The 24,489-nt window shown below is 47.9% G+C and carries 22 protein-coding genes; 8 read left to right on the forward strand and 14 right to left on the reverse strand.

Translation table 11 applies throughout. The features are described 5' to 3' along the window. Positions 1-120: 120 nt before the first annotated feature. The 4 genes from gcvP to Q5076_RS12290 form a co-directional block, all read right to left on the reverse strand. On the reverse strand, positions 121-2,970 hold the full coding sequence (gene gcvP / locus Q5076_RS12275) for an aminomethyl-transferring glycine dehydrogenase (RefSeq protein WP_303013718.1): 2,850 nt from the start codon (positions 2,968-2,970) through the stop codon (positions 121-123). Between the two features lie 70 nt (positions 2,971-3,040). Next, positions 3,041-3,679: an MBL fold metallo-hydrolase gene (locus Q5076_RS12280; RefSeq protein WP_303013721.1), complete on the reverse strand. Its 639-nt coding sequence runs from the start codon at positions 3,677-3,679 to the stop codon at positions 3,041-3,043. An 84-nt stretch (positions 3,680-3,763) separates the two neighbouring features. Further along, positions 3,764-4,384, reverse strand: a complete 621-nt coding sequence (gene rsmG, locus Q5076_RS12285) for a 16S rRNA (guanine(527)-N(7))-methyltransferase RsmG (protein ID WP_303013723.1) — start codon at positions 4,382-4,384, stop codon at positions 3,764-3,766. Between the two features lie 148 nt (positions 4,385-4,532). Then, positions 4,533-5,384, reverse strand: a complete 852-nt coding sequence (locus Q5076_RS12290; RefSeq protein ID WP_303013725.1) for a DUF3298 and DUF4163 domain-containing protein — start codon at positions 5,382-5,384, stop codon at positions 4,533-4,535. 306 nt (positions 5,385-5,690) lie between these two features. On the opposite strand from Q5076_RS12290, the gene Q5076_RS12295 reads away from it, so the two are divergent. The 4 genes from Q5076_RS12295 (at position 5,691) to Q5076_RS12310 (ending at position 11,173) form a co-directional block, all read left to right on the forward strand. After that, entirely contained in the window at positions 5,691-6,089 is a 399-nt protein-coding gene (locus Q5076_RS12295; RefSeq protein ID WP_368389383.1) for a hypothetical protein, read from the forward strand. A 133-nt stretch (positions 6,090-6,222) separates the two neighbouring features. Further along, on the forward strand, positions 6,223-8,439 hold the full coding sequence (locus Q5076_RS12300; protein ID WP_303013729.1) for a TonB-dependent receptor: 2,217 nt from the start codon (positions 6,223-6,225) through the stop codon (positions 8,437-8,439). A 103-nt stretch (positions 8,440-8,542) separates the two neighbouring features. Beyond that, positions 8,543-8,866: a heavy-metal-associated domain-containing protein gene (locus Q5076_RS12305; protein WP_303013731.1), complete on the forward strand. Its 324-nt coding sequence runs from the start codon at positions 8,543-8,545 to the stop codon at positions 8,864-8,866. Positions 8,867-8,971: 105 nt separating this feature from the next. Next, positions 8,972-11,173 (forward strand): heavy metal translocating P-type ATPase, encoded by a 2,202-nt coding sequence (locus Q5076_RS12310; RefSeq protein ID WP_303013733.1) that lies wholly within the window; start codon positions 8,972-8,974, stop codon positions 11,171-11,173. A 77-nt stretch (positions 11,174-11,250) separates the two neighbouring features. On the opposite strand, the gene Q5076_RS12315 is transcribed toward Q5076_RS12310, so the two are convergent. After that, positions 11,251-12,090, reverse strand: coding sequence for a helix-turn-helix domain-containing protein (locus tag Q5076_RS12315; protein ID WP_303013735.1), 840 nt, complete (start codon positions 12,088-12,090; stop codon positions 11,251-11,253). A 66-nt stretch (positions 12,091-12,156) separates the two neighbouring features. On the opposite strand from Q5076_RS12315, the gene lipB reads away from it, so the two are divergent. Then, on the forward strand, positions 12,157-12,840 hold the full coding sequence (gene lipB / locus Q5076_RS12320; RefSeq protein WP_303013737.1) for a lipoyl(octanoyl) transferase LipB: 684 nt from the start codon (positions 12,157-12,159) through the stop codon (positions 12,838-12,840). On the opposite strand, the gene Q5076_RS12325 is transcribed toward lipB, so the two are convergent. From Q5076_RS12325 to Q5076_RS12355, 7 genes are all read right to left on the reverse strand, one after another. Further along, entirely contained in the window at positions 12,797-13,726 is a 930-nt protein-coding gene (locus Q5076_RS12325) for a PorV/PorQ family protein (RefSeq protein ID WP_303013739.1), read from the reverse strand. The genes lipB and Q5076_RS12325 overlap by 44 nt on opposite strands. A gap of 2 nt (positions 13,727-13,728) precedes the next feature. Then, the gene (locus Q5076_RS12330; protein ID WP_303013741.1) at positions 13,729-15,285 is read right to left on the reverse strand and encodes an N-acetylmuramoyl-L-alanine amidase-like domain-containing protein; all 1,557 of its coding nucleotides are present in this window, start codon (positions 15,283-15,285) and stop codon (positions 13,729-13,731) included. Positions 15,286-15,290: 5 nt separating this feature from the next. Then, a complete protein-coding gene (locus Q5076_RS12335) occupies positions 15,291-17,279 on the reverse strand; it encodes an OPT family oligopeptide transporter (protein WP_303013743.1) in 1,989 nt (662 codons plus the stop codon). Between the two features lie 104 nt (positions 17,280-17,383). After that, the gene (locus Q5076_RS12340; RefSeq protein WP_303013745.1) at positions 17,384-17,779 is read right to left on the reverse strand and encodes a DUF1573 domain-containing protein; all 396 of its coding nucleotides are present in this window, start codon (positions 17,777-17,779) and stop codon (positions 17,384-17,386) included. Between the two features lie 98 nt (positions 17,780-17,877). Continuing rightward, positions 17,878-18,477, reverse strand: a complete 600-nt coding sequence (locus tag Q5076_RS12345; protein WP_303013747.1) for a DUF4923 family protein — start codon at positions 18,475-18,477, stop codon at positions 17,878-17,880. Next, positions 18,474-19,082 (reverse strand): ribosome biogenesis GTP-binding protein YihA/YsxC, encoded by a 609-nt coding sequence (gene yihA / locus Q5076_RS12350; protein ID WP_303013749.1) that lies wholly within the window; start codon positions 19,080-19,082, stop codon positions 18,474-18,476. The genes Q5076_RS12345 and yihA overlap by 4 nt, the downstream gene beginning before the upstream one ends. After that, the gene (locus tag Q5076_RS12355; protein WP_303013765.1) at positions 19,036-20,529 is read right to left on the reverse strand and encodes a sodium:solute symporter; all 1,494 of its coding nucleotides are present in this window, start codon (positions 20,527-20,529) and stop codon (positions 19,036-19,038) included. Before Q5076_RS12355 ends, yihA begins: the two co-directional genes overlap by 47 nt. A gap of 90 nt (positions 20,530-20,619) precedes the next feature. Between Q5076_RS12355 and recR the strand changes: the two genes are divergently transcribed. The 3 genes from recR to Q5076_RS12370 are packed head-to-tail and all read left to right on the forward strand — an operon-like array spanning position 20,620 to position 22,272. Beyond that, positions 20,620-21,237: a recombination mediator RecR gene (gene recR, locus Q5076_RS12360; RefSeq protein ID WP_303013751.1), complete on the forward strand. Its 618-nt coding sequence runs from the start codon at positions 20,620-20,622 to the stop codon at positions 21,235-21,237. A 32-nt stretch (positions 21,238-21,269) separates the two neighbouring features. Beyond that, complete coding sequence (locus Q5076_RS12365) at positions 21,270-21,719, forward strand: hypothetical protein (RefSeq protein ID WP_303013753.1); 450 nt, start codon at positions 21,270-21,272, stop codon at positions 21,717-21,719. A 4-nt stretch (positions 21,720-21,723) separates the two neighbouring features. Beyond that, positions 21,724-22,272, forward strand: a complete 549-nt coding sequence (locus tag Q5076_RS12370) for a GNAT family N-acetyltransferase (protein WP_303013755.1) — start codon at positions 21,724-21,726, stop codon at positions 22,270-22,272. A gap of 10 nt (positions 22,273-22,282) precedes the next feature. On the opposite strand, the gene Q5076_RS12375 is transcribed toward Q5076_RS12370, so the two are convergent. Both Q5076_RS12375 and Q5076_RS12380 read right to left on the reverse strand, forming a co-directional pair. Next, a complete protein-coding gene (locus Q5076_RS12375; protein WP_303013758.1) occupies positions 22,283-22,873 on the reverse strand; it encodes a YqgE/AlgH family protein in 591 nt (196 codons plus the stop codon). A gap of 94 nt (positions 22,874-22,967) precedes the next feature. Further along, positions 22,968-24,284 carry a pyridoxal phosphate-dependent aminotransferase gene (locus Q5076_RS12380; RefSeq protein ID WP_004326973.1) on the reverse strand — a complete coding sequence of 439 codons (1,317 nt, stop codon included), beginning with the start codon at positions 24,282-24,284 and terminating at the stop codon, positions 22,968-22,970. Positions 24,285-24,489: the final 205 nt, after the last annotated feature.

A 24,489-nucleotide genomic window follows, 5' to 3' on the forward strand; every position in this document is an offset into this window, starting at 1 on the left:
TCATTCTTGGTTTCGACACACTCCCTACTCTTCATCAAATTTCAAGGATACGGAATTTACCGAATATCCCTGTTATGTTGCATATCGTTTTTGGAGTGTGTCAGTCAACCCTTATCCTTTTCAGTCGAATGTTCCGTAGAGAGTTGGCAATAATTTCCTGTCGCCCAGCGTATTGTCCACACGCGCCACATTTACCCAGAACTTATTGTCCCGTACGCTTTCTATCGGATAGACTGCTTTCTCGCGTGTATATGAATGTTCCCAATGGCTGTTTACGATTTCGTATTCCGGATGCGGGGCATTCATCAGTACGTTGTCATTTTTGTCGGCCTCTCCGTTTTTCACTTCCTGAATTTCCTGCCAGATGTTCAGCATGACGTCTACGAAGTTGTCCAGTTCTCTTAGGCTTTCGCTTTCGGTAGGTTCAATCATCAGTGTGCCGTGTACGGGGAAGGAGAGGGTAGGAGCATGATAACCGTAATCCATCAGGCGTTTGGCTATATCGTTTTCGGAAATGCCTGTTTCTTCATGTATCTTCCGGCATTCCAGAATCATTTCATGGCCTACGAAGCCGTTTGCCCCGCGATATACGATGCCATACGTGTCTTTCAGGCATGCTGCCAGATAGTTGGCATTCAGGATGGCGATTTTAGTAGCTAGCGTCAGGCCTTCCGCACCCATCATGCGGATATATCCGTAGGTAATCGGCAAGATGCCCGCACTGCCGAACGGAGCGGACGACACCTGATTCTGCGTATTGCCGAAAAGTCCGTGTCCCGGAAGGAAAGGAACCAGATGTTCCGCTACACAGACAGGGCCTACTCCCGGACCGCCGCCGCCGTGGGGTGAAGCGAATGTCTTATGGAGATTCAAGTGACAGACATCCGCACCGATGTATCCCGGATTAGTCAGTCCTACTTGGGCATTCATGTTGGCACCGTCCATATATACCTGTGCGCCGCAGGCATGAATGATATCGCAGATTTCCTTTATCTCCGTTTCAAAGATGCCGTGGGTGGAAGGATAGGTAATCATCAGTGCCGCCAGTTCTTCTTTGTTTTCTTCCGCTTTGGCGCGCAGGTCGTCCATTGCCACGTTTCCCTGTTCGTCGCACGCGCAAGTGACGGTTACAAATCCCGCTTGTATGGCTGACGCCGGATTGGTCCCGTGGGCTGACGCCGGAATCAGTATCTTGTTGCGGTGTCCCTGGCCGATACTTTCGAGATAGGCGCGGATTACGCGAAGCCCGGTATATTCTCCGGCGGCGCCGGAGTTCGGTTGCAGGCTTACTCCTGCGAAACCGGTGATGACTTTCAGCTCTTCACTTAAATTATTTATCAGTTCGCGGTATCCTTCCGCCTGGTCTTCCGGGACTAACGGGTGTATGCACATGAATTCGGGACGGCTCAATGGCAGCATTTCCGCCGCGGCATTCAGTTTCATGGTGCACGAACCCAGGGAAATCATGGATTGGGCGAGGGAAATGTCTTTGCGGTCGAGACGTTTGATGTAACGCATCATTTCCGTTTCCGTGTGGTATTTGCCGAATACTTCATGTGTAAGGAAAGGCGTGGTGCGTCTCAGTGCTTTACTGATGTTGTTTTTTTCCGGGATGTCTTCAATCTTCCGGTAATCTTTTCCGGCAGCGATGGCGAAGATGGAAAGCAATACGTTGACTGCCGGTATGTCCGTCGTTTCGTCAATGCTGAGTCCCACGTCTCCGTTGTCGAAATAGCGCAGGTTGACTTCTTTGCTAAGGGCTATCGTCCGAATCTGCTGCGCCGAGACATGCTTGGGAAGTTCAAAACGCAGCGTGTCGAAATATTGCGTGTTGACTTGTGTGTATCCGAATTTCTTCAATTGCTGGTCGAGGAATGCGGTGATGCTGTGGATGCGAGATGCGATGGCCGTGATTCCTTCCTGCCCGTGATAGACGGTGTAGAATCCCGCCATTGTTGCCAGTAATGCCTGGGCGGTACAGATATTGGAAGTGGCTTTTTCACGTTTGATATGTTGTTCGCGGGTCTGTAACGCCATCCGGTAACATAGTTTGCCGTATTTGTCTTTAGACCATCCGATAATTCGTCCCGGCATGTTCCGTTTGTATTCGTCGCGTGTGGCGAAATAAGCAGCCGAAGGTCCGCCGTAGAACATCGGCGTTCCCAGGCGTTGGGTTGTTCCGAACACGATGTCCGCTCCCCATTCTCCCGGAGGGGTCAGCAGGGCAAGGCTCAATATGTCGGCAGCTACAGCGACTTTGCAGTCTGCCGCATGTGCCTTTCGGGTGAATTCCGCATACTCTTCCGCATTGCCGTTTGAATTGGGATATTGCAATACGCAGGCGAATATTTCTTGTGACGGTTCGAATTCTTCGTATTTTCCTACGTGCAGCCGGATGCCTTGCGGTATGGCGCGCGTAGTCATTACCGCTAATGTCTGCGGGAAGATATTCTCGTCTACGAATACGACGTTGGCGCCTGATTTCTGTTGTGCGCGTGTGCGCAAGGCATACATCATGCTCACGGCTTCGGCGGCGGCGGTCGCTTCGTCCAGCAGTGAACAGTTGGCGAGGGGCATGGCGGTGAGGTCACACACGGCTGTCTGGAAGTTCATCAATGCTTCCAGGCGTCCTTGGGATACTTCGGTCTGGTAAGGGGTATAGGAAGTGTACCACACCGGATTCTCGAATACGTTCCGTTGAATGACGGCCGGTGTGATTGTGTTGTACCATCCCATACCGATGTATGTGGTGTACACTTTGTTTTTACCGGCCAGTTCGGCGATGTGTTTCCCATATTCATATTCCGTCAGAGGGGCGGCTAATGCCAGAGGCTCTTTCAGGCGGATATTGGCGGGAATGGTTTTATCAATCAGTTCGTCTAATGAGTCCACGCCAATTTTGCGGAGCATCACGGTGATGTCTTGTGCATTGATGCCGATGTGACGGCTAGTTAACAAATCGTTTTTCATGTTTGATGTATGATTTATAAGTTTTTAAATTCCGGATTGTGAATGACGGCTTCCCCGTTCTCCGTTCTTTTCACCTGAAGAACGGGTTTTCCGCTTTCTCCATGCCGATGGTCGTAGGTGCGCCATGCCCCGGATAGACTACGGTTTCGTTGGGGAGGATGAACAGGCGGCTGCAAATATGCTCTATCAGTTCGTCGAAATTGCCTCCTGTGAGGTCGGCGCGGCCGATGCTTCCCTGAAACAGGACGTCGCCGGAAAACATGCAGTTGTCTTCCTTGCAATAGTACACCAGGCTGCCGGGAGAATGTCCGGGGACATGTATCGCTTCCAGCTTGGTATGCCCGAAGCTGATGATGTCGCCGTCATGCAGGTAGTTGCCCAACGGAACGGGAGGTTCCTGTAGCTGGAAGCCGAACATGCGGCTTTGTTTCGGCGCTTCGTCAATCCAGTATTCGTCCGCTTTGTTGGCCTCGGCGGACAGTCCGAATTCTTTCAGCATGAACGGATTGCCGAAGATATGGTCCAAATGCAGATGGGTGTTCAGCAAATGCTTTACATTCAGCTCATTGGTGAGGATGAATTTTTTTAAAGCCTGCTTTTCTTCCTCATAAAAACAACCGGGGTCGATGACGGCTGCTTCTTTTGTTTCATCCCATAAAACGTAGCAGTTTACGGGAAACATATTAAACTCAAATCTTTTTATTTTCATAGTTTATTTTATTGAGAGCCACGAATCCGTATTTAGTATAAGTTTGGCAGCATGGTGCGATGTCTTCCGCATAATCTATGAGGGTTATAATTGCACATATACTACTTTTTTGGTTTTGAAGAATTCTTCTTCGAAACAGTCGCTCAGGTCTTGAATCACTGTCTTGTGCCTGAACTGCATTATCTCATGCTCCAGTTCACCGCCTTTAAGGCAGATTAGACCGTTGGGCAGCGCATTCTGCTGTTTGGGGGAGATATTCTTTCTGATAATTTTTATCAGGTCTGCCAACGGCATGACGGCACGGCTGACTACAAAATCGAACATCTGTTTTTCTTCTTCCGCACGGGCATGGCGGAAAGTTACGTTCTTTAATCCGATGGCGCCGGCCACTTCTGTCGCCACACGTACTTTTTTGCCTATGCTGTCTACCAGATGAAACCGGGTTTCGGGAAACAGGATGGCTAGGGGAATGCCGGGAAAACCTCCTCCGGTTCCCAGGTCCATTATCGTCGTGCCGGGACGGAACTGTATCATTTTTGCGATGCCCAGCGAATGGAGTACGTGATGTTCGTACAGGTTCCCTATATCCTTGCGGGAAATGACGTTTATTTTCGAATTCCAATCGGCATAAAGTTCGTATAGAGCTGCAAACTGCTTGCTTTGCTCTTCCGTCAGGCCAGGAAAGTATTTCTGTATGATTTCCACTTTTTTAATTTTGAATGTCTGGTTTGAAATATGAATAAGGCGAATATCTTCTTATATATCACACGGGAGAAATAACAATGGGATATTCACGGATGTCTGTTCTTTTATAATGAAAATACCGGTTAATGGATACGGCTGCCGGGATGGTTTAGTTTTTCAGCTCTCCCAGAATGGGATTGCTGCCCAGCAGGTGTTCCATCATCTGGAACGGGATTGTCACTTTCACGGGTCCCATGGAATAGGGGGTAATGTCGTAAACGTTGTAATAGAAAGTGACTCCGTCTTTGCTCAGGTAGAAGTTTTCCGTCGGGGCGATGTCTCCGGTAGAGGCATATCCCATATCTTCCAGCGCTTCGTGGCTCGTTACTTTATTGTCTGCCATGAGCTGGTTCCATATCAGGTCGGTCAGTGCGTCTTTGTAATCGCCTACAAAAAGATCGTCCAGCCGGAGCGGGCGCATCAGGGTGAGGTCCATGTTCAGATAAGAGGTCATATAAATGCCGTGTGCGCCTCCGGTGTATTCATTGTAGTCGATGCGGTAAACGAGCAAGTCTTTTTCATATAGTTGCACATGGCTTTCGATGCCTTTATAATATGAATACCAGGCGCCGATAGAGTTCCCGTCTTCTTTGTCTTTTTCGTCTTCGGCATACATCGGTTCCAGGTCGCGGCGGTAATCGCTGATGTAATTCTCGGTATATTGCCTGACTACTTTCTCTGGAGCCTCGCCGATGTATTTGTCGCCGAAGCAGGCGGAAATGAAGTAGGCGTTCAGGCTGTCTTTCAACATGTCGTCCGACGACCGTGCCGGATAGGTGAAATGGATAATGATGTTGCAGGCCGGTTTGGCCGTGTCGCCGAACAGGTGTGCGGTTTGATTGACCTGGATGCTGTCAAATTGCAATGCACCGGTATTTTTGCTCATCTTGTCATGGCAAGAAAATAAAAAGCCGCTTGCCGAAAGGATAATCGCAAGCAGACTGACATATTGTTTTTTCATATTCGTTTTTTCTATAAATTCTACAATTGTCCTATCTTTCACTATCGACAAATATAGATGAAATAAACGAATCCTGCGAATAAAAACGGAAAAAATATTCTGCCTGTTTTTTTATTTTATGATGTGGCTTGGGAGGTTTGTCCGGGATGGCTTTTCTTGCCTTTGGACAGGGGGCTTTCCGTTATCGCTGTCCTTATGTTGTCACACAGAGGGGGTTGCGCTGTGCCGGAAGAACGTTGCCGTTATATTTTTTTTATGATGAAACCGCTGGCGCAATTTATTTTTATTCTTATCTTTGCATCCGGTATGAAAAGACTGGCTTACATAACAGCGGTGATTCTTTCCCTCCTGGTTATTTATTCAGGGGCGGGCGTCTCCATCGTGCGTTATTGTTGCGCCCGTTGCGAAACGGTGAAGTCCTGTTGCGCCAGCGGCTGTCCGAAGTGCCAAAAGTCTCACACGTGCCAGTCAAAGAAAGACTGTAAAAAGGAAGGTTGCACGGCTGCCATTTTTAAGCCGGATTTGATAAAGAATACCACGGAGCTGACGGTTTCGGCGCCAGTGGTCGACCTTTTCTGCGAGCAGTTCTGTTATTTGTTGAATGCCGGTTATGCCGAGAAACCGGTGGAATATGTCATTTCATCTTCTCCGCCGCCTGTCTGTTCGAGGCAGATACTGGCGTTGTATTCCACTTATCTTATTTAGCCCTTTATTTTGTTCTTTTTTCGATACCTTGTTTTCCGTCATGTTCTGGATGTGAAAGCGAGGAGGTATTGAATGCGACTTAGTTGCGTGGATTATAAGTTGATTTTGTATCACAAAAGTAAGTTTTAAAAGAATGAAATATATAATAGTAGGATTGTTCTCGTTGCTTGCCGCCAACGTGTGCGCGCAGGTGAGGGGAACCGTAAAGGACAGTACCGGACAACCTGTTCCGGGGGCCAACGTGTTCTGGATGAATACGGGACAAGGGGTGACGACTAAAGAAGACGGAACTTTTTCTATTGTCAAACCTTCAAAAAGCCACATGCTGGTGGTTAGCTTTATCGGTTTTCAGAATGATACGGTTCATGTGGACAAAAAGAATCAGGAGCTGGAAATCGTGCTTCAGGATGGAGTGGAGCTGAAAGAGGTGAATGTAGTCAGCCGTAAGCTGGGGACTATGAAGCTGCGCAATAGCGTGATGAATGAGGATATGATAAGCAGCGCCGAATTGAGCAGGGCGGCTTGTTGCAATCTGGGCGAGAGTTTTGTCACCAATCCTTCGGTAGACGTGAGTTATTCCGATGCGGCGACAGGGGCCAAGCAAATAAGGCTGTTGGGTCTGTCGGGCACTTATGTGCAGATGTTGACTGAAAATATCCCGAACTACCGGGGAGCGGCCGCGCCTTACGGGTTGGGATATGTTCCCGGTCCCTGGATGCAGAGCATTCAGGTTTCCAAAGGGATTTCTTCTGTAAAGAATGGGTATGAGGCTATTACGGGGCAGATTAACGTGGAGTTTAAAAAGCCGCAGTTGCCCGAAGCCGACTGGGTGTCTGCCAATCTGTTTGCGAGTACGACCAACCGGTATGAGGCGAATGCGGATGCTACGTTGAAACTTTCCAAACGGTGGAGTACTTCATTGCTGGCGCATTATGAGAATGAGACGAAAGCTCACGACGGCAATGACGACGGGTTTGTGGATATTCCCCAGGTGGAGCAATATAACGTGTGGAACCGTTGGGCTTATATGGGCGACCATTATGTTTTCCAGGCTGGATTCAAGGCTCTTTCCGAAACCCGTAACAGCGGGCAGTCCGGTCATGGGGAAACGCATTCCGGGATGCCTCTTTATAAGGTGGGCATTGACACGGAGCGTTATGAGCTGTTCACTAAAAACGCCTATATCTTTGATAAGGAGAAGAATACCAATCTGGCTTTGATTCTTTCTGCTACCTGGCATAACCAGGATGCTGCGTATGGACTGAAATTGTATGACGTGGACCAGACCAATGCTTATGCTTCTTTAATGTTTGAGACGGAGTTTAACAAGCAGAATAGCTTGTCTGCCGGTCTGAGTTTCAATTATGATGCTTATGACCAGCATTATCGTTTGGAGAATAATGAAACGGGGGCTCTTCTCAAGGCTTTTGACAAGGAGGCGGTTCCGGGGGCATATATACAATATACCTTGAACCTGAACGATCGGTGGATGCTGATGGCGGGACTTCGGGGGGATTACAGCAGTGAGCACGGTTTCTTTATGACTCCGCGCGCGCATCTTAAATATAATCCGAATGATTATGTGCATTTCCGGCTTTCTGCCGGCAAGGGTTACCGGACCAATCATGTACTGGCCGAAAACAATTACCTGCTTTCCAGCAGCCGGAAGGTTATGATTGCCGATGAGCTGGATATGGAAGAGGCGTGGAATTTCGGTGCGAGCACATCTGCTTATATTCCGGTATTGGGTAAGACTCTGAATGTGAATGCGGAGTATTATTATACGGATTTCCGGAAACAGGTGGTTGTGGATATGGATAGCAATCCTCATGAGGTTTCTTTTTATAATCTTGACGGACGTTCTTATTCGCATGTGTTCCAGGTGGAAGCGAGTTATCCTTTTTTCAAAGGGTTTACTTTGACCGGAGCTTATCGGTTGACGGATGCCCAAACTACCTATAAGGGCAAGAGGATGGAAAAACCGTTGACTAGCAAATATAAAGGATTGCTGACGGCTTCTTATCAGACTCCGTTGGGAATCTGGCAGTTTGATGCGACGTTACAATTGAATGGAGGCGGCAGGATGCCTGAACCTTATGAACTTGCGGACGGACAACTTTCGTGGGACCGCCGCTATGGCAGTTTTGAGCAGCTTAGCGTGCAGGTGACCCGTTATTTCCGGCGTTGGTCTGTCTATATAGGGGGGGAAAACCTGACTAATTTCAAACAGAAGAATCCGATTGTCGATGCGGCGAACCCGTGGGGTGAGAACTTTGATTCCACGATGATATGGGGGCCTGTGCATGGCGCGAAAGCTTATATCGGAATACGTTTTAACTGGGCCAGATAGAGAAAACGCTGCAGGTTGTATCCGTTTGCATGAAAAGGGGTTCCGGTTTGTGTAAATCCGTATGGCCTGCGGCAAGAAATAATAATTTAAATTGATAGGAAAAATGAAAACAAAAAGATGGATGGCCGCTTGCGTGGTGGCTCTTTTGAGTGTTACTGCCGTATTGGCAAAGGATATCCGTGTGGTTGTGTTCAAGGTAGCTCAAATGCACTGTGAGAACTGTGAGAAGAAGGTGAAGAACAATATGCGTTTTGAAAAAGGTCTGAAGGATATCGATACTGAGGTGAAGACCCGTACGGTTACTATTACTTATGATGCGGACAAGACCAATGTGGAGAATCTGCAGGCGGGATTCAAGAAGTTTGATTATGAGGCCGTGTTTGTAAAGGAAACAAAAAAGGCTGATAAGAAAGCGGATAAGAAGTAATTGAACAAATACCGTATTGTCTTGTTTTACATTTGAAATATAATCTCTCCCCGGCCTTCTTTAACAGAGAAGGTCAGGGAGAGGTTCTTATAAAATGTAGGCAATATGGTAAAAAAGACTTTTCCCGTGCTCAACATGCATTGTGCGGGATGTGCAAATAACGTAGAAAGGACAGTAAGGAAATTACCGGGAGTCATTGAGGCTTCCGTAAATTTTGCCGCCAATACATTGGCGGTTTCTTATCAGGGCGATAAGCTGACTCCCGGAGAGATACGTGCGGCAGTGCTTGCGGCGGGTTATGATTTGATTATAGAGGAGAACCGCAAGGAAGAGCGCCGGATGGAGGAGCAGCATAAACAGTATCTTCGCCTGAAAAGGAAAGTGGTGGGGGCATGGATTCTGGTGGTTCCTCTGCTTGTTTTCTCAATGGTATGGATGCATGTGCCATACTCTAACGAGATTCAGTTGGTGCTGGCTGTTCCCGTATTGCTTTTTTTCGGCAGCGACTTTTATACAGGGGCCTGGAAGCAGTTGAAAATGGGGCGGAGCAATATGGATACGCTGGTTGCGTTAAGTACTTCCATCGCTTTTCTTTTCAGTTTGTTCAATACTCTTTTCCCCGGTTTCTGGTATTCCCGCGGACTGGAACCTCATGTTTATTATGAGGCTTCTGCAGTGATTGTCGCCTTTGTCCTGACAGGGAAGCTGATGGAGGAGCGTGCCAAGGGGAACACTTCGGCAGCTATTCGCAAGCTGATGGGGATGCAGCCTAAGACGGCCCGTGTCTTGCGCAAGGGAGTGGAAGAGGAGATTCTGATTGAGCAGTTGCAGGCGGGTGACTTGGTGATTGTTCGTCCGGGAGAGCAGATTCCCGTAGACGGTAAGTTGTCTGAAGGGGATTCGTTTGTAGACGAGAGTATGATTAGCGGTGAACCTGTTCCGGTGGAAAAGAAGAAAGGGGATAAGGTTCTTGCAGGTACTATCAATCAACGCGGGTCATTTATTATTGATGCCGCGCAGGTGGGCGGCGAGACGGTGTTGGCACGTATTATCCGTATGGTACAGGAGGCGCAGGGCAGTAAGGCTCCGGTGCAGCGCATTGTCGACCGCATTACGGGTATTTTCGTTCCTGTTGTGCTGGGGATTGCCGTTCTGACACTTGTCCTGTGGATTGTTATCGGCGGTGGCGAATATATTTCTTACGGAATAATGTCGGCTGTGTCTGTGCTTGTGATTGCTTGTCCGTGCGCTTTGGGGCTTGCGACGCCTACTGCGTTGATGGTAGGCATCGGCAAGGCTGCCGGCCAGCATATCTTGATAAAAGATGCGCTGGCATTGGAGCAGATGCGTAAGATTGATGTGGTGGCGTTGGATAAGACCGGTACGCTGACCGAGGGACATCCTACTGCTACCGGATGGTTGTGGGCGCAACCGCAGGAGACTTATTTCAAGGATGTGCTCTTGGCTGCGGAATTGAAATCGGAGCATCCGCTTGCCGGTGCGATTGTCTTTGCTCTTCAAGAAGAGGAAAAGATAAAACCTGCAATGCTGGATAGTTTCGAGAGTATCACGGGAAAGGGGGTAAAGGTTTCTTACCGGGGACATACTTATTGGGTGGGCAGCCATAAGCTTCTGAAAGATTTTAGTGCGACGGTGAGTGATGTGATGGCCGACATGCTGGTTCATTATGAATCGGCGGGTAACGGTATCATCTATTTCGGACGTGAGAATACGCTGTTGGCCATTATCGCCGTGACTGATCCGGTGAAAGCCACATCTGCCGAGGCTGTGAAGGAGTTGAAGCGTCTGGGCATTGATATATGCATGCTTACCGGCGACGGGCAGCGGACTGCTCTTGCCGTCTCTTCCCGTCTGGGCATTGAACGTTTTGTTGCCGACGCTTTGCCTGACGATAAGGCTGATTTTATACGTGAGTTACAGTTGCAGGGAAAGAAAGTGGCTATGGTGGGCGACGGCATCAATGACTCGCAGGCTTTGGCATTGGCGGATGTCAGCATCGCTATGGGAAAAGGTACGGACATCGCCATGGATGTTGCTATGGTGACTTTGATGACTTCCGATTTATTGTTGCTTCCTAAGGCTTTCCAACTGTCAAAACAGACTGTGAGGCTGATTCACCAGAATCTTTTCTGGGCATTTATCTATAATTTGATAGGCATTCCCATTGCTGCCGGTATCTTGTTCCCGTTAAACGGTTTGTTGTTAAGCCCGATGTTGGCAAGCGCCGCTATGGCTTTTTCCAGTGTGAGCGTGGTACTCAATTCGTTAAGCCTGGGAAAGAGATGAATAAACGGCAGCCTTGACTTGATATGCCTGAGGGGGCATCTTTGTTTTCAACGGTTACCTGTTTTTGAATTCCGGAACTATCTGTTTCTGAATTCCAGAGGTGTCATTCCTACATATCGCTTGAAATATTTGCCGAAGAAGGAGGCGCTGGGGAAATTTAGGGAATAGGCTATTTCCTGAATAGTCATGTTGGTCCCTTTCAGCTTGGCTTTGGCATCCATAATGACGATATAGGCAATGGTGTCCAGCACGCTTTTGCCTGTGACTTCTCTCACCGTCGTGCTTAGGTGCTGGAGGGAGATTCCCAGTCGGGCAGCGTAGAATTGGGCATGGCGTTCTTCTTTATAATGTTTGGTGACAGCCTGAATCAGTTTCCTGCAAATCTCTCTTTTCCGATTCGAGCCGTTGTGTTCTCCCGAATAGTTACGGTATATCAGCCGGATACTTGTCAGGATGGTCTGGAGCGATAATTCCACAAGTTCCGGGTCCATTTTGAAGTTCTCGTTACAACTTGTGCGGGAGAGTAAAGCGAAGTAATCTTTCAGGTAACTTGCTATTTCTTCGGTGAGCGGCACTACCGGCTGCTCAATAAGTTTGGGGTAGGCGTTCCCGATGTTTTTCATCAGGTTGATCCGTCCGGTACAATGGGCGGAGAAGCCGGCAAAACAGAGGCAGACTTTTTCTGTCTTCTCGCGGAATTGGATAATTGTTCCGGGTAGTAATGTAATCAGGTCATTCGGGCGAATTTCATAGTCGAGCAGGTTGATGGAGGCTTTCATAGAGCCTTCCGTGCAGATGGCGACAATACAGGCCTGCAACCGGCAGGATTGTTTGTAGATGTTCAGAATGTCTTCCGTGACGTTCATCCATGCTAGTACTTCAGTAGGCAGGTCTACTTGTGGAAAGTCCATTTTCATTGTTGTGTTAGTTATATTCGGCTGACAAATGTACACATTTTCTTTTTATTTCTTATCTTTGTTTTTATGAAAACAGTTTTTGTCGATTGGAGTCTGATACCGTATGCCGAAGCATGGAAACGGCAGACGGAATGGTTTGACGGGGTTGTCCGGGCGAAGGCGCAAGGAGAGCCTTATGAGAACCGTATTATCATGTGTGAGCATCCTCACGTCTATACTTTGGGGCGCAGCGGAAAAGAGAATAACATGTTGCTGGACGACAGACAGTTGGAGGCGATTCATGCCACCCTTTACCATATTGACCGGGGAGGGGATATAACGTATCATGGTCCCGGACAGTTGGTTTGCTATCCGATATTGAATCTGGAGGATTTCCGGTTGGGGTTGAAAGAATATGTTCATTTATTGGAGGAGGCGGTGATACGTGTCTGCTCTTCTTACGGCATCGGGGCGGGACGTCTGGAAAAGGCGACTGGTGTCTGGCTGGAGGGGGATACGCCGCGCGCGCGTAAGATTTGTGCGATAGGGGTGAGGAGCAGCCATTATGTGACTATGCACGGCCTTGCCCTGAATGTAAATACGGATTTACGCTATTTCAGTTATATCCATCCTTGCGGATTTATTGATAAAGGCGTCACTTCTCTTCGTCAGGAATTGAAACGCGATGTGCCTATGGACGAAGTGAAGCGGCGCCTTGAGGATGAGCTTAGAACACTATTCCGATGCCAAGTTGCCAGGTACGGTGCATGAAACACTCTTTGCCTGCCAGTGCATAGGAGAAATCGGCGCGTATCGGCCAGAAGTTTATCCCGCAGCCTACAGTCCCGTAATTCCCGATTCCTTTGTCTTTATCTCCGAAATGGTATCCTGCACGGGCCACTCCGTATTTCAGGAAGTTGTATTCGGCTCCGATACCTGCCTGGAGATGGCGGATTTCGGAAGGAAGCAGATAATTGAAATCGAGGGCTACCTGCAGCCGGTTCTCCATACTGAACGGTAGGTCGATGGCTCCTCCCAGTCCAAGCGTGGCGGGCAGTTTATATCCGTCGAGCTTCTTCCCTAAATTGGCAGCTTGAAAGCCGATGCTCCATGAAGCCATTTCATCCAGAAGAGCCATGTTGCGGTGGTATGTGGCGCCGAAATCCAGGCACAACGAGTTCTTGCTGTCTGCATCCTGCCAGGCTTTGGTATGTAAATATCTGAATGTCAGCGAGACGGATAAGTTCTTTGCTATGTTTCTGAAATATCCGGCTTCCAAATCCCATATATAGGGACGGAAAGTGTCTCCGCCGATGTTTTGTTCCGGGTCTTTGAAATGACGGAAACCGGCTGTAAACCCGTGATTCCCTTCTCTTCCGATTTTATAGAAAACGGATGCGCTGTGCATCGCGAAATCTTTGTTGATACCAGCGTATGAATAACTTGCCCCCATTACCTCTTGCGAAAATGCAATGGTGGAAGCATTATGGAAAATAGCCGTGCTTCCGTTGTCGGTGACAGCTAGTCCCGTACCTGCCATACCCGCCGATTGGGCGTCTGGAGCAAGCTCCAGAAAATAGGCGTTTGCCCCTTCCTGTGCTCCGAGAAATCCGGGCAACAGGCATGAAGCGAGAAGGAAATGTTTAAGTTGTTTCATAATCAGTTGTTTTTAGAATGAGACATCCGGACAACACGTATGCCTGTCCACGATTTATTGTTGTTGAGCATATAAGTGAGAGGCTTGCTGCTGACGACAACCTTTCCCAATGTGGAGGAAGCATGCAGCAGGTGTAGCTTTCCGTTTACGTAATTGGCTATTCCTACATGGGCTATGTCCAGTCCGGGAAGCTTTGTGGTGATAGCGATAATGTCTCCGTTCATAATCCAGGACAGACCGTTCTCCGGCAATTCGTTTTTCGGCAGCCAATATACGGTTTTTCCGGATAATGTCTTTTCCCGTTCGGCCATCCGTGTTATATTTTCCGGCGAACCGGCCAGTTTTTTATATTTTCCGGGATGTCCGGACATATACGAAAGGGCCAGTTTCGAGTTGTTGGCGGTGTTCCCGGCTGTGATATCGGTAAGGAAACCGTGACGGATTCCGTTGTCAATCCAGTCGGAAGTATAGTGCAGCCTAGAAGCATATCCGTCGATAATGCCGTCCCGGTAACGTATTTTTCTCAGGTTGTCGGCAAAAGATGAACCGAGAGCCTGTGCCAGGGTATATTCCACAAATGTGAGGCAATCTACCTCTTGGGTGTTGATGACCAGTTGCTCCGTTTCACCTTTATCCAACGTGTTGGCGACGTATTTGGTTCCCAAGTAAGACTTTCCTATTCTTATCATCGGTTCGGGCTCTTGGGGAAATACTATGCCTTCCCGTAACCATTTTTCCAGTTCCTGCGTCCATTGCTGTTTGTATTTGAAACTGTCACGGAATCCCCAGCCATGTCCTCCGGTCGGGTAGACATGCAGGGAGGCCGGTACTTTGTTTTTTTGCAGGGCGAGGTAATAGTCCACCCCGTTGGAGGGCGGTACGGAACCGTCGTCTGAAGAAAGGACGATGAAAGCCTGGGGAGTGTCGGAAGTAACTTGCAGTTCATTCGAGAACTTCCGTATCAGTTCCGGGGCGGGATTCTCGCCGAGCAATGCGTTACGTGAGCCTCCGTGAGTATTCTGCTGCATGGTTACTACCGGGTAAAGCAGGATTTGGAAGTCCGGACGTGTTTCCCAATCATAGTGCGTGGCGAGAGTGGATGCCAGGTGTCCTCCGGCGGATGCTCCCATGATACCTATCTTGTAAGGGTCGATATTCCATTCCCCGGCATGCTGGCGCACCAGGCGGACGGCTTTCCGGGCGTCCGTCAGAGGAACGTCGCTATGTCCGTTCGGCATCCGGTATTTCAGTACGATGTACGTAATCCCTTGTCCGCAAAACCACGGCGCCATGTCATGACCTTCGTGGTCTACGGCGAGGCGTCCGTAACCGCCTCCGGGACACATGATGACAGCCATCCCGTTCGGCTGTTCCGGATGGTAGACGGTTATTGTGGGATGTGTGACATTGCTGATTCGGTGAGGAGACAATTCCTGTTCGTCACCGGTCAGTCCGTTGGAGTTCGGAGCGCCGTCGGGCCACAAAGGCAACTCGACGGGCTGTTGTGCGAATACCGTTACAGTCATAAGCGATACTATGAAGGATAGTATTTTCCTCATTTTACTTATTTAACTTTCATTGAAGCCTTGATGAAATATGTAATCAACAATGCATAAGCGCCTAATGCCAACACTTCAGACCAAGTATTGTTCAACCATGTTTCATTGACAAGATTGACGCCTCCGAACCGCATAGCAGCACTGATTACTCCCATCAGCGCTCCTCCGGCAATGAATCCGGACGCCAGCAACGTACCCTTTTCTCCTCTTTCCGTATTCAATGCCGCGTCTTTGCTGCGGGATGTGACATACCAGTTGATGGCGCCACCCACCACCAGCGGCACGTTTAGTTCCAGCGGGATAAACATTCCCAGTGCGAAAGCCAGTGCGGGGATATTGCAGAGAGTTAGGACAATGGCTAGCAGAGCGCCGATGCCGTACAACAGCCAGGGGGCGCCGACGCCGCTCATTAACGGTTCGATGACCGCCGCCATTGCATTGGCTTGCGGAGCTGCCAGCGCACCGCTTGTAAATCCGTATGTTTTGTTCAGGATTATCATTACACCGCCTACGGTTGCAGCCGATACGACAGTTCCCAGGAATTTCCATGTCTCCTGTTTGGCCGGAGTGCTTCCCAGCCAGTAACCGATTTTCAGGTCGGTGATAAAACCGCCGGCCATTGACAATGCCGTACACACCACACCGCCCATGACAAGTGCGGCAACCATTCCCGACGGACCTTTCAGCCCTACGGCTACCATTACCACGGAGGCCAGAATCAGTGTCATCAATGTCATTCCCGATACGGGATTTGTGCCGACGATTGCAATTGCGTTAGCCGCTACCGTGGTGAACAGGAAGGATATACCGGCAACTAACAGAATGGCTACCGACGTATGTACCAGGTTTCCCTGCATCACATCGAAATAGAAGAAAAGCACGATTAGTATCAGGGTGATAATGGAACCGATTGCAATGATTTTCATCGACAAGTCCCGTTGAGTGCGGATAATGTTTTTTTCCACATTACCCTTGCCACCCATTTCTTTGGCCGCCAGCCCCACGGCGCTCTTGATGATTCCCCAAGAACGGATAATGCCGATTACACCCGCCATGGCAATACCGCCGATACCGATACTTTTGGCGTAATATTTGAATATCTCTTCCGGACTCATCATGCCCACGGTGGAGGTCACCTCCGGATTCCACGCATTCAACACGCTGTCTCCCCAGATAGCGGACATGCCTGGAATGATGAGCCACCACACAGCCAATGAACCGGCACAAATGATGGAGGCATATTTCAATCCTACAATATATCCCAGACCGAGCACCGCCGCCCCGGTATTGACTTTGAATACCAGCTTTGCCTTTTCTGCCAACATCTCTCCGGCGCCGCACACACGTGTGGTGAAGTTCTCGTTCCACCAGCCGAAGGTGGCGACGATGAAGTCATACAATCCGCCAATCATGCCTGCCATTAACAACGGTTTGGCCTGACTGCCGCCTTTTGCTCCCGAAATCAATACCTGAGTGGTGGCGGTTGCTTCCGGGAAAGGGTATTTGCCGTGCATGTCGCTGACGAAATACTTCCGGAAGGGAATCAGGAACAAAATGCCCAGTACGCCGCCCAATAGCGAACTGATGAATACCTGCATGAAAGTGACCGTCATATCGGGATACTTGGCTTGAAGGATATAGAGGGCGGGGAGGGTAAAGATTGCTCCGGCGACAATTACGCCCGAACAAGCCCCTATCGACTGGATAATCACATTTTCCCCTAATGCGTTTTTCCGTTTTGCAGCTCCGGAGACTCCTACGGCAATGATTGCAATCGGGATGGCCGCTTCGAATACCTGGCCGACCTTCAAGCCCAGATAGGCGGCGGCAGCCGAAAAAAGGATTGCCATGGCGATACCCCATGCCACTGACCAGATGTTAACCTCCGGGTAGCTTTTCGAGGGAGCCATCAACGGGTTGTACACTTCTCCGGGTTTCAACTCCCTGAACGCATTTTCGGGCAATCCGGTGAATTTGTCTTCTTCTTGTTTCATAGTTTTATAATTTGCTAATGTGTCAATTTACGTATTTGTCTTCAAAGTAAACAAAAAAAAAGGAGAACCGAAAGATTCTCCTTTATGTTGTGCCCTATTTTTTCTTATTTGGCGTCTTTGGCTACCATATCGCCTTCGATATATAACCTTATCATTTCTGTTTTGGCGTTGGTGCGCAAGGTGATGGACTTCTTGAAATGTCCCGGATACTTGCCTGTTCCGTTATAAGTCACCTTAATCGTGCCTTTTTTGCCCGGCATGACGGGTTCTTTCGTATATTCGGGCACGGTACATCCGCATGAAGCCACTGCCTGGTGGATTACCACAGGAGCATCGCCGATGTTAGTAAAGGTGAACGTACAACTGACTACCGGACTGCTCTCGGAGAACTTGCCGAAATCGTGCGTTGTCTTGTCGAACTTAATCTCTGCATTTGTCTGGGCGAATGCAAAACCTGCTCCCATTACTAACATGGTTATTAAAAAAAGTATTTTTTTCATTTCCTTTTCTTTTTTATGGTTATCAGTGCCAAAGGTAGCGCTTTTTCCCTAAAATATGCCTTATAGAGTGCGAAATAGTATTAAACATTTCTCTTTAACTATTTGGAGAGAGTAAATCCCACCATCATTCCGTCATAATTCTCAGCCAGCGAACCAACCGTCTTTAATGCGGTGCTATTGCTCTTGCTGCCGATAAATGCCAGCAGTTTCAGCAATTTGTCCGAGTTGAACAATAAGTCCAGCGAGTTGGAACTGCAGTTTATCTTTGCGTGCAGGTTCAGGAGTTTCAGGAATTTCAGGTCTACTTGTTTGGCAGAAGCGTCATAGGAGTAAGTACCGTTTAACGTCTTAGTTCCTACGGTGCTCGTAAAAGTACTGTCAGCGTTGAAAGTGAAACTCATCTGCCCTTCTTTGATACCGATTTTACTTAACTGTTCGTCAATCTTGGCTTCCGCCATATTCGCGGCTGCGCTTCCTCCGGCTTTCATCAGCAGGTTGTCCGATTCAAATTCTACCGCCGAACCTTGATAACTCCATGTGCCGGTCATGTCAATCGTTTCCGTGTTTCCGGTGATGGCGTTGACTACTTTAGAGATGTTGTCCTTGTTTAACAGGTCCTTCCATGACTGTGCCCGGCCGTTGGTAGCCATTGACAGGAATACTGTCATGAAAGCGAGTGGTAAAAAAAACTTTTTCATTTTCGTTTATTGATTTGGTCGTTTATGTTTTCAATGTAATCAAGGATTTCCGCACGTCCCGTACGGTTTTCCGAAGAAGAAATGAAATAGGGGGGGAGTTCTTCCCATTGTTTGCTTAGTTCGTGCAGATAAGCGTTGACATTCATCTTCAGCCGGCCGTTTGTCAGTTTATCGGTTTTGGTGAAAATAATGGAAAAGGGGATACCGTTCTCGCCCAGCCATTCCATAAATTCGAGGTCAATCTTTTGCGGTTCCAGGCGGCTGTCTACCAAAACGAAAAGATTAGTCATTTGTTCCCTTTCCAGAATGTAGTCTTCTATTATCGTGCGTATCTGGTCTTTTCCCTTCTGTCCGCGGCGTGCATATCCGTATCCCGGAAGGTCCACTAGATACCAATTCTTATTGATGAGAAAATGATTGATTAGCATTGTTTTTCCCGGAGTGGCAGAGGTCATAGCCAGCCCCTTGCGGGCAGTCAGCATATTGATAAGGCTTGACTTTCCCACATTGGAACGGCCGATAAAGGCATATTCGGGAAAAGAACTTGCCGGGCATTTCTTAACGTCCGTGTTGCTGATTACAAATTCCGCACTTGTTATTTCCATTTTTATTATTCGTTTTAGTTGTTGACATCATCCAAAGTCCTGCAAAGGTAAGCGTTCCGTTTAACATTAGCAATTCATAACCGAATTTATATCCCGTTTCTTTCCCTATCCACCAGTCGGCGATGTAACAGAGCAAAGGCGAGAGGATAGCTATGAGAGGAACCCGGCGGTCGTTTGCCTGTCTTCGTGTGAATAATCCGAAGGCGAACATCCCCAGTAGCGGGCCGTAGGTGTAGGAAGCGATAATATATATGGCGTCAATTACGCTTTTATCGTTAAGTATTTCCACCAGGCAGATGAAGAAAGCCAGCAAGATTGAGAGCGACAAATGTACTTTTCCCCTTTTGCGGCGCGCTGTTTCTTCGGTATCTTTTTCCGTATTCAGCAAGTCCACACATACGCTGGTAGTCATCGCCGTCAGGGCGGAGTCCGAATTGCTGAAAGCAGCCGCTATGATTCCGACGGTGAAAAGAACCAATACGGGTTTTCCCAGATACCCTTCTGCGGCAAACATCGGCAAAATATCATCATTCACGGGCGGCAGCTCCAGATGCATCTGTCCGGCAAGGGTTATCAGCAGAATTCCCAGACATAAGAACAGCAAGTTCAGCGGGATAAAAGAAAACCCGTAACAATACATATTCTTTTTCGCCTCCCGGAGATTCCGGCAAGACAGGTTCTTCTGCATCATGTCTTGGTCCAGCCCGGTCATTACGATTACAATGAAAATACCGCTGAAAAATTGTTTGAAGAAGTTTTGGCGGGACATCCAGTCGTCAAAAACAAATAGCCGGCTATATTCGCTGTCCAGAATTGTCCGGACGACACCGTTGAAATCGAGATTCAGCTTCCGGACCGTGAAATAAATGATGAGGGTCAATGCCGCAATCAGACAGAATGTCTGTAAAGTATCAGTCCAGACAATCGTCTTTATGCCGCTTTTGTGAGTGTATATCCAGACCAGCGCCACCGAACCTGCGGCGATTATCCAGAAAGGGACATGCATATCCCGGAATACATACGTATGGAGAATCAGGCAGACCAGATAGAGTTTGGCAGATGTGCCCAGCATACGTGACAAAAGAAAGAAAAAAGTTCCCGTGCGGTAAGCATGCGTCCCGATTCGCGTGCCGAGATAGCCGTAAATGCTGGTCAGGTTAAGTTTGTAATACAGAGGAAGCAACATGTGGGCGACAGCCATATAGCCGAAAAAGAAACCCGCCACCGTTTGCATATAAGTCATGTCCGCACTCCGCACCATGCCCGGTACAGAGACAAAAGTCACTCCGGAGATAGAGGCACCGAGCATGCCGAAAGAGACCACATACCAGGGCGATTGGTTCTCCCCCTTGAAAAATGCCGCGTTAGAACCTCCTCTATGTCCGGTGATACGGGCTATTAACAGTAATACCGCAAAATAGCAGATAATAGTGGAAAGTATCATCATATCGGCTGCAAAGGTAGCATTTTTTGTAGGTATTAACACAATAATCTGTATCTTTGCAGGGTTTTATCGATGGAATAGCAAATATTATCTATGAATCAACAATATCCTTCTATACTGCTTGAAAAGGCAGTCGGTGAATTTTCCAAGCTTCCGGGTATCGGCCGTAAAACGGCGATGAGGCTTGTCCTGCATCTGTTGCGGCAGGACACGGCCACTGTAGAAGCTTTCGGGAATTCAGTGATAACTTTGAAACGTGAAGTGAAATATTGCAAAGTATGCCACAACATATCCGATACCGAAGTCTGTCAAATCTGCGCCAATCCCCAACGGGATGCCTCTACCATCTGTGTAGTCGAAAATATCCGTGACGTGATGGCGGTAGAGGCGACACAACAATACCGGGGGCTTTATCATGTCTTGGGCGGAGTGATTTCGCCGATGGATGGGATAGGTCCCGGAGATTTGCAGATTGAAAGCCTGGTGCAGCGGGTGGCGGAAGGAGGAATCCGGGAAGTGATTCTGGCTTTGAGTACGACGATGGAAGGAGACACAACCAATTTCTATATCTACCGCAAGCTGGACAAGCTGGGTGTCAGGCTAAGTGTGATTGCCCGCGGCGTGTCCGTCGGCGACGAGCTTGAGTATGCCGATGAAGTGACGTTGGGACGCAGCATTGTAAACCGGACGCTTTTTACCGGAACAGTATAAACGATTATTATTATAGAAACTGAAAAACGAACATGGAAGAACAGATAAAACGTGCCGTCAGGAACTTGAATATCAGTTATATTTTCTTTTGGGTGCTTCCCGCGTTTCTGCTGGGAGCGGGAGAGTTTGAGCTCCTTCCTGTGGGAAGTCTGGCGGATAACGCACAGGCAACCTACTATTTTGAGACATTCTGTATTTTGCTGACAGCCTTGTGCGTACCCCTTTCCTTGAAATTGTTCAGCCTGGCGCTTAAAAAGAAAATAGACCGTATGACGATTGTGCTTGCTCTGAAACGTTATGTGCAGTGGAGCATTGTCCGTCTGGGCATACTTGAAATTTCCATTGTGGCAAGCTTGCTGTGCTATTACCTGGCACTTAGCAGTACAGGCAATCTCTGCATGCTGATTGGACTGACAGCCTCTCTTTTCTGCTTGCCCGGTGAAAAACGGCTCCGTAACGAACTTCACATAACGAAAGACTGACCCCATGAAACAGAACTTCTTGATGAATGACCGCATCTATCTCCGTGCAGTAGAACCGGAAGATATGGATACCATGTACGAGATGGAGAACGACCCTTCGATGTGGGATATCAGCAATTTCACAGTCCCTTATTCCCGTTACGTGTTGCGCCAGTACATTGAGAATTCCCAATGTGATGTCTTTGCCGACAAACAGTTGCGTCTGATGATTGTGGGCAGATTGAACAATAAAGTGCTCGGAACGATTGATATTACGGATTTTGCCCCCCTTCATTCGCGGGGGGAAGTAGGAATTGCCGTCCATAAAGACTACCGTCAACAGGGATACGCCACTGACGCATTGAAGCTGCTCTGCGAATATGCCTTCGACTTTTTGTCCTTAACGCAACTCTATGCCCATGTAGCCGTAGACAATGAAGCTTGCGTAAAGCTATTCACCTCCTGCGGGTTTGTACAATGCGGCTTGTTGAAAAGTTGGTTACAGATAGAAGGAAGATGCAAAGACGTAGCGCTCTTTCAGCGTTTGAACCCCAGATTGGACACTGGGCGGTAACAGCACATTGTCAGTTGAGAGTCGGTACTTGAGGAAAGCGCGCCCATGTCTCGTATTTGCTGCCCAGCTTCTCCAGAGCCTTCCGCCACATGTCCTTGGTGTCATCCTTCATCAGGTATGATTTCGGCTCTTCGGAGACCAGCCATGTGTTTTCCCGGATTTCATCGCTTAGCTGTTCGCTTTCCCATCCCGAATATCCCAAAAAGAAACGGATATGTTCGCTTATCGCATTTCCCTGCAGGATATATCTTTTGATTTCGTTGAAGTCCCCGTTCAGGTAAAGGCCGTTGCCGACCGGGATAGCTCCGGGAATACCCGCCAGTGCGTGAAGGTAAAATAAAGTATCCGTAGCTATGGGACCGCCTTTATATAAAGGAATCTCGTCCACATACTTGAATTCCATGATAATATCGTTGAGCAGCAGCGGCAACCGTTTGTTGATAATCAGCCCCATGCTCCCTTCCTCCGTATGGTCGATGAGTAAAACTACAGCTCTTCCAAACGTTGCGTCGCGCAAAAAAGGTTCGGATATCAGAATCTTTCCTCTTGCCGGCAATACATTATTCGATTGAATCTTAAATATGTCAGAGTCGATATTCATGCCACTAAAGTAAGAAAAAAAACGGAATAACAATCGTTCTTTCCGTTTTTTTTCATTTTAAGAATGGCTTTTATGAATATCTTATGTCAAATAATCAGGCTATCGAATGATTTTCAGCAAATAGTTTCATTCTTTCATCCAGTTGAGCATATTGGTGGTCTTTAATGAAAGAGGTACACGCGCGCAATCCTTCCTGATGGCTTCCTGTAGTTACTAATGAGATAGCGCTGACTCCGTAGTACATCAATTCTTTCGCCAGTTCGCCACTGGTCATTCCCGGATAACCGATGGTGAAATAAAATCCGTCTGCAATCGGCTCGCCCAGATCGTTGTCATATACCAGATGAAAACCGTGACGGAGGAAGATTTCTTTTAATTTCCGTGCTCTTTCACCGTATATCTTCACTTCGTTAAGGAAATTATATTGTCCTTCGTTGGCAGCTTTCAGCATGGCGGCCATGGCGAACTGTGCAGAATGACTAGTTCCTGAAGAAAGCGCATAAAGCACACGGTGAATGAAAACCGTTCCGAAAGTTCCGCCACCATATCGTTTGGTCAGTCCCGGATAGCTTCGGTGGTATAGTTTATCAGAGATACAACTTACCCCAATACGTTGCCCGGCGTAGCTGAATGCTTTTGAGCCGGAAATCAGCAATACGTAATTGTCCGTATAATGGGCAACTGATGGCTGGAAAGGAGGTTGATACGGTTTACTTAAATCTTGGCGGAAGTCCATGGCAAAATAAGCCAAATCCTCCAGAACAATCACATCATACAGTGTTGCCAATTTACCGATAATCCTCAATTCTTCTTCTTTCAGGCAAATCCAGCTGGGATTATTGGGATTTGAATAAATGATGGCTGATATATTTCCTTTTTTCAGATAGCTTTCCAGTTTCTCTTTCAGTTTTTCTCCGCGGTAGTCATACACATCAAATGTTTCAAACTTTTGCCCCATTACAACCAACTGCTGTTTCTGTACCGGAAACCCTGGATCGATAAACAAAATCGTATCTTTCTTTTCGTCACATTGGCTGCAAGTAAGAAATGAAGCGAATGTACCTTGCATGGAACCAGTGACAGGCACACAACCTTCCGGACTTAAATCTACGTTGATGAATGCTTTGATAAAGTTGGATGCCTCTTTCTTTAGTTCCGGCAATCCGTTGATGTCGGGATATAGACTGGCAATGCCATTTTGTAATGCTTCAATTTCCGCTTTCACGCCTACAGCGGAAGGAGGAAGTCCCGGAACACCCATTTCCATTTTGATAAATTCAACTCCCGATGCTGTTTCTGCTTTTGAAGCAATAGCTTTCACTTCACGAATGGTAGCTTTGGAAAAATCGACAATTTGAAACTCATTGATGGTTTCGTCAATCAGATGTCGTTCAATCGGTGTATTTTTCATTCTATTTTCTATTTGATGTAATACCTGCAAATGTACATGATAATTCTTAATAAACCCACTTTTTCAGAAAAAAGATACCGAACCTATTGCGGGTTTCAAAAAAATACCTACCTTTGCATCCGCAATCAAGAGAGATGCTAAAGTGAATAGTCTGGTGCGTTAGTTCAGTTGGTTAGAATACATGCCTGTCACGCATGGGGTCACG

It is taken from the genome of uncultured Bacteroides sp. (assembly GCF_958445495.1).
Classification (GTDB): domain Bacteria; phylum Bacteroidota; class Bacteroidia; order Bacteroidales; family Bacteroidaceae; genus Bacteroides.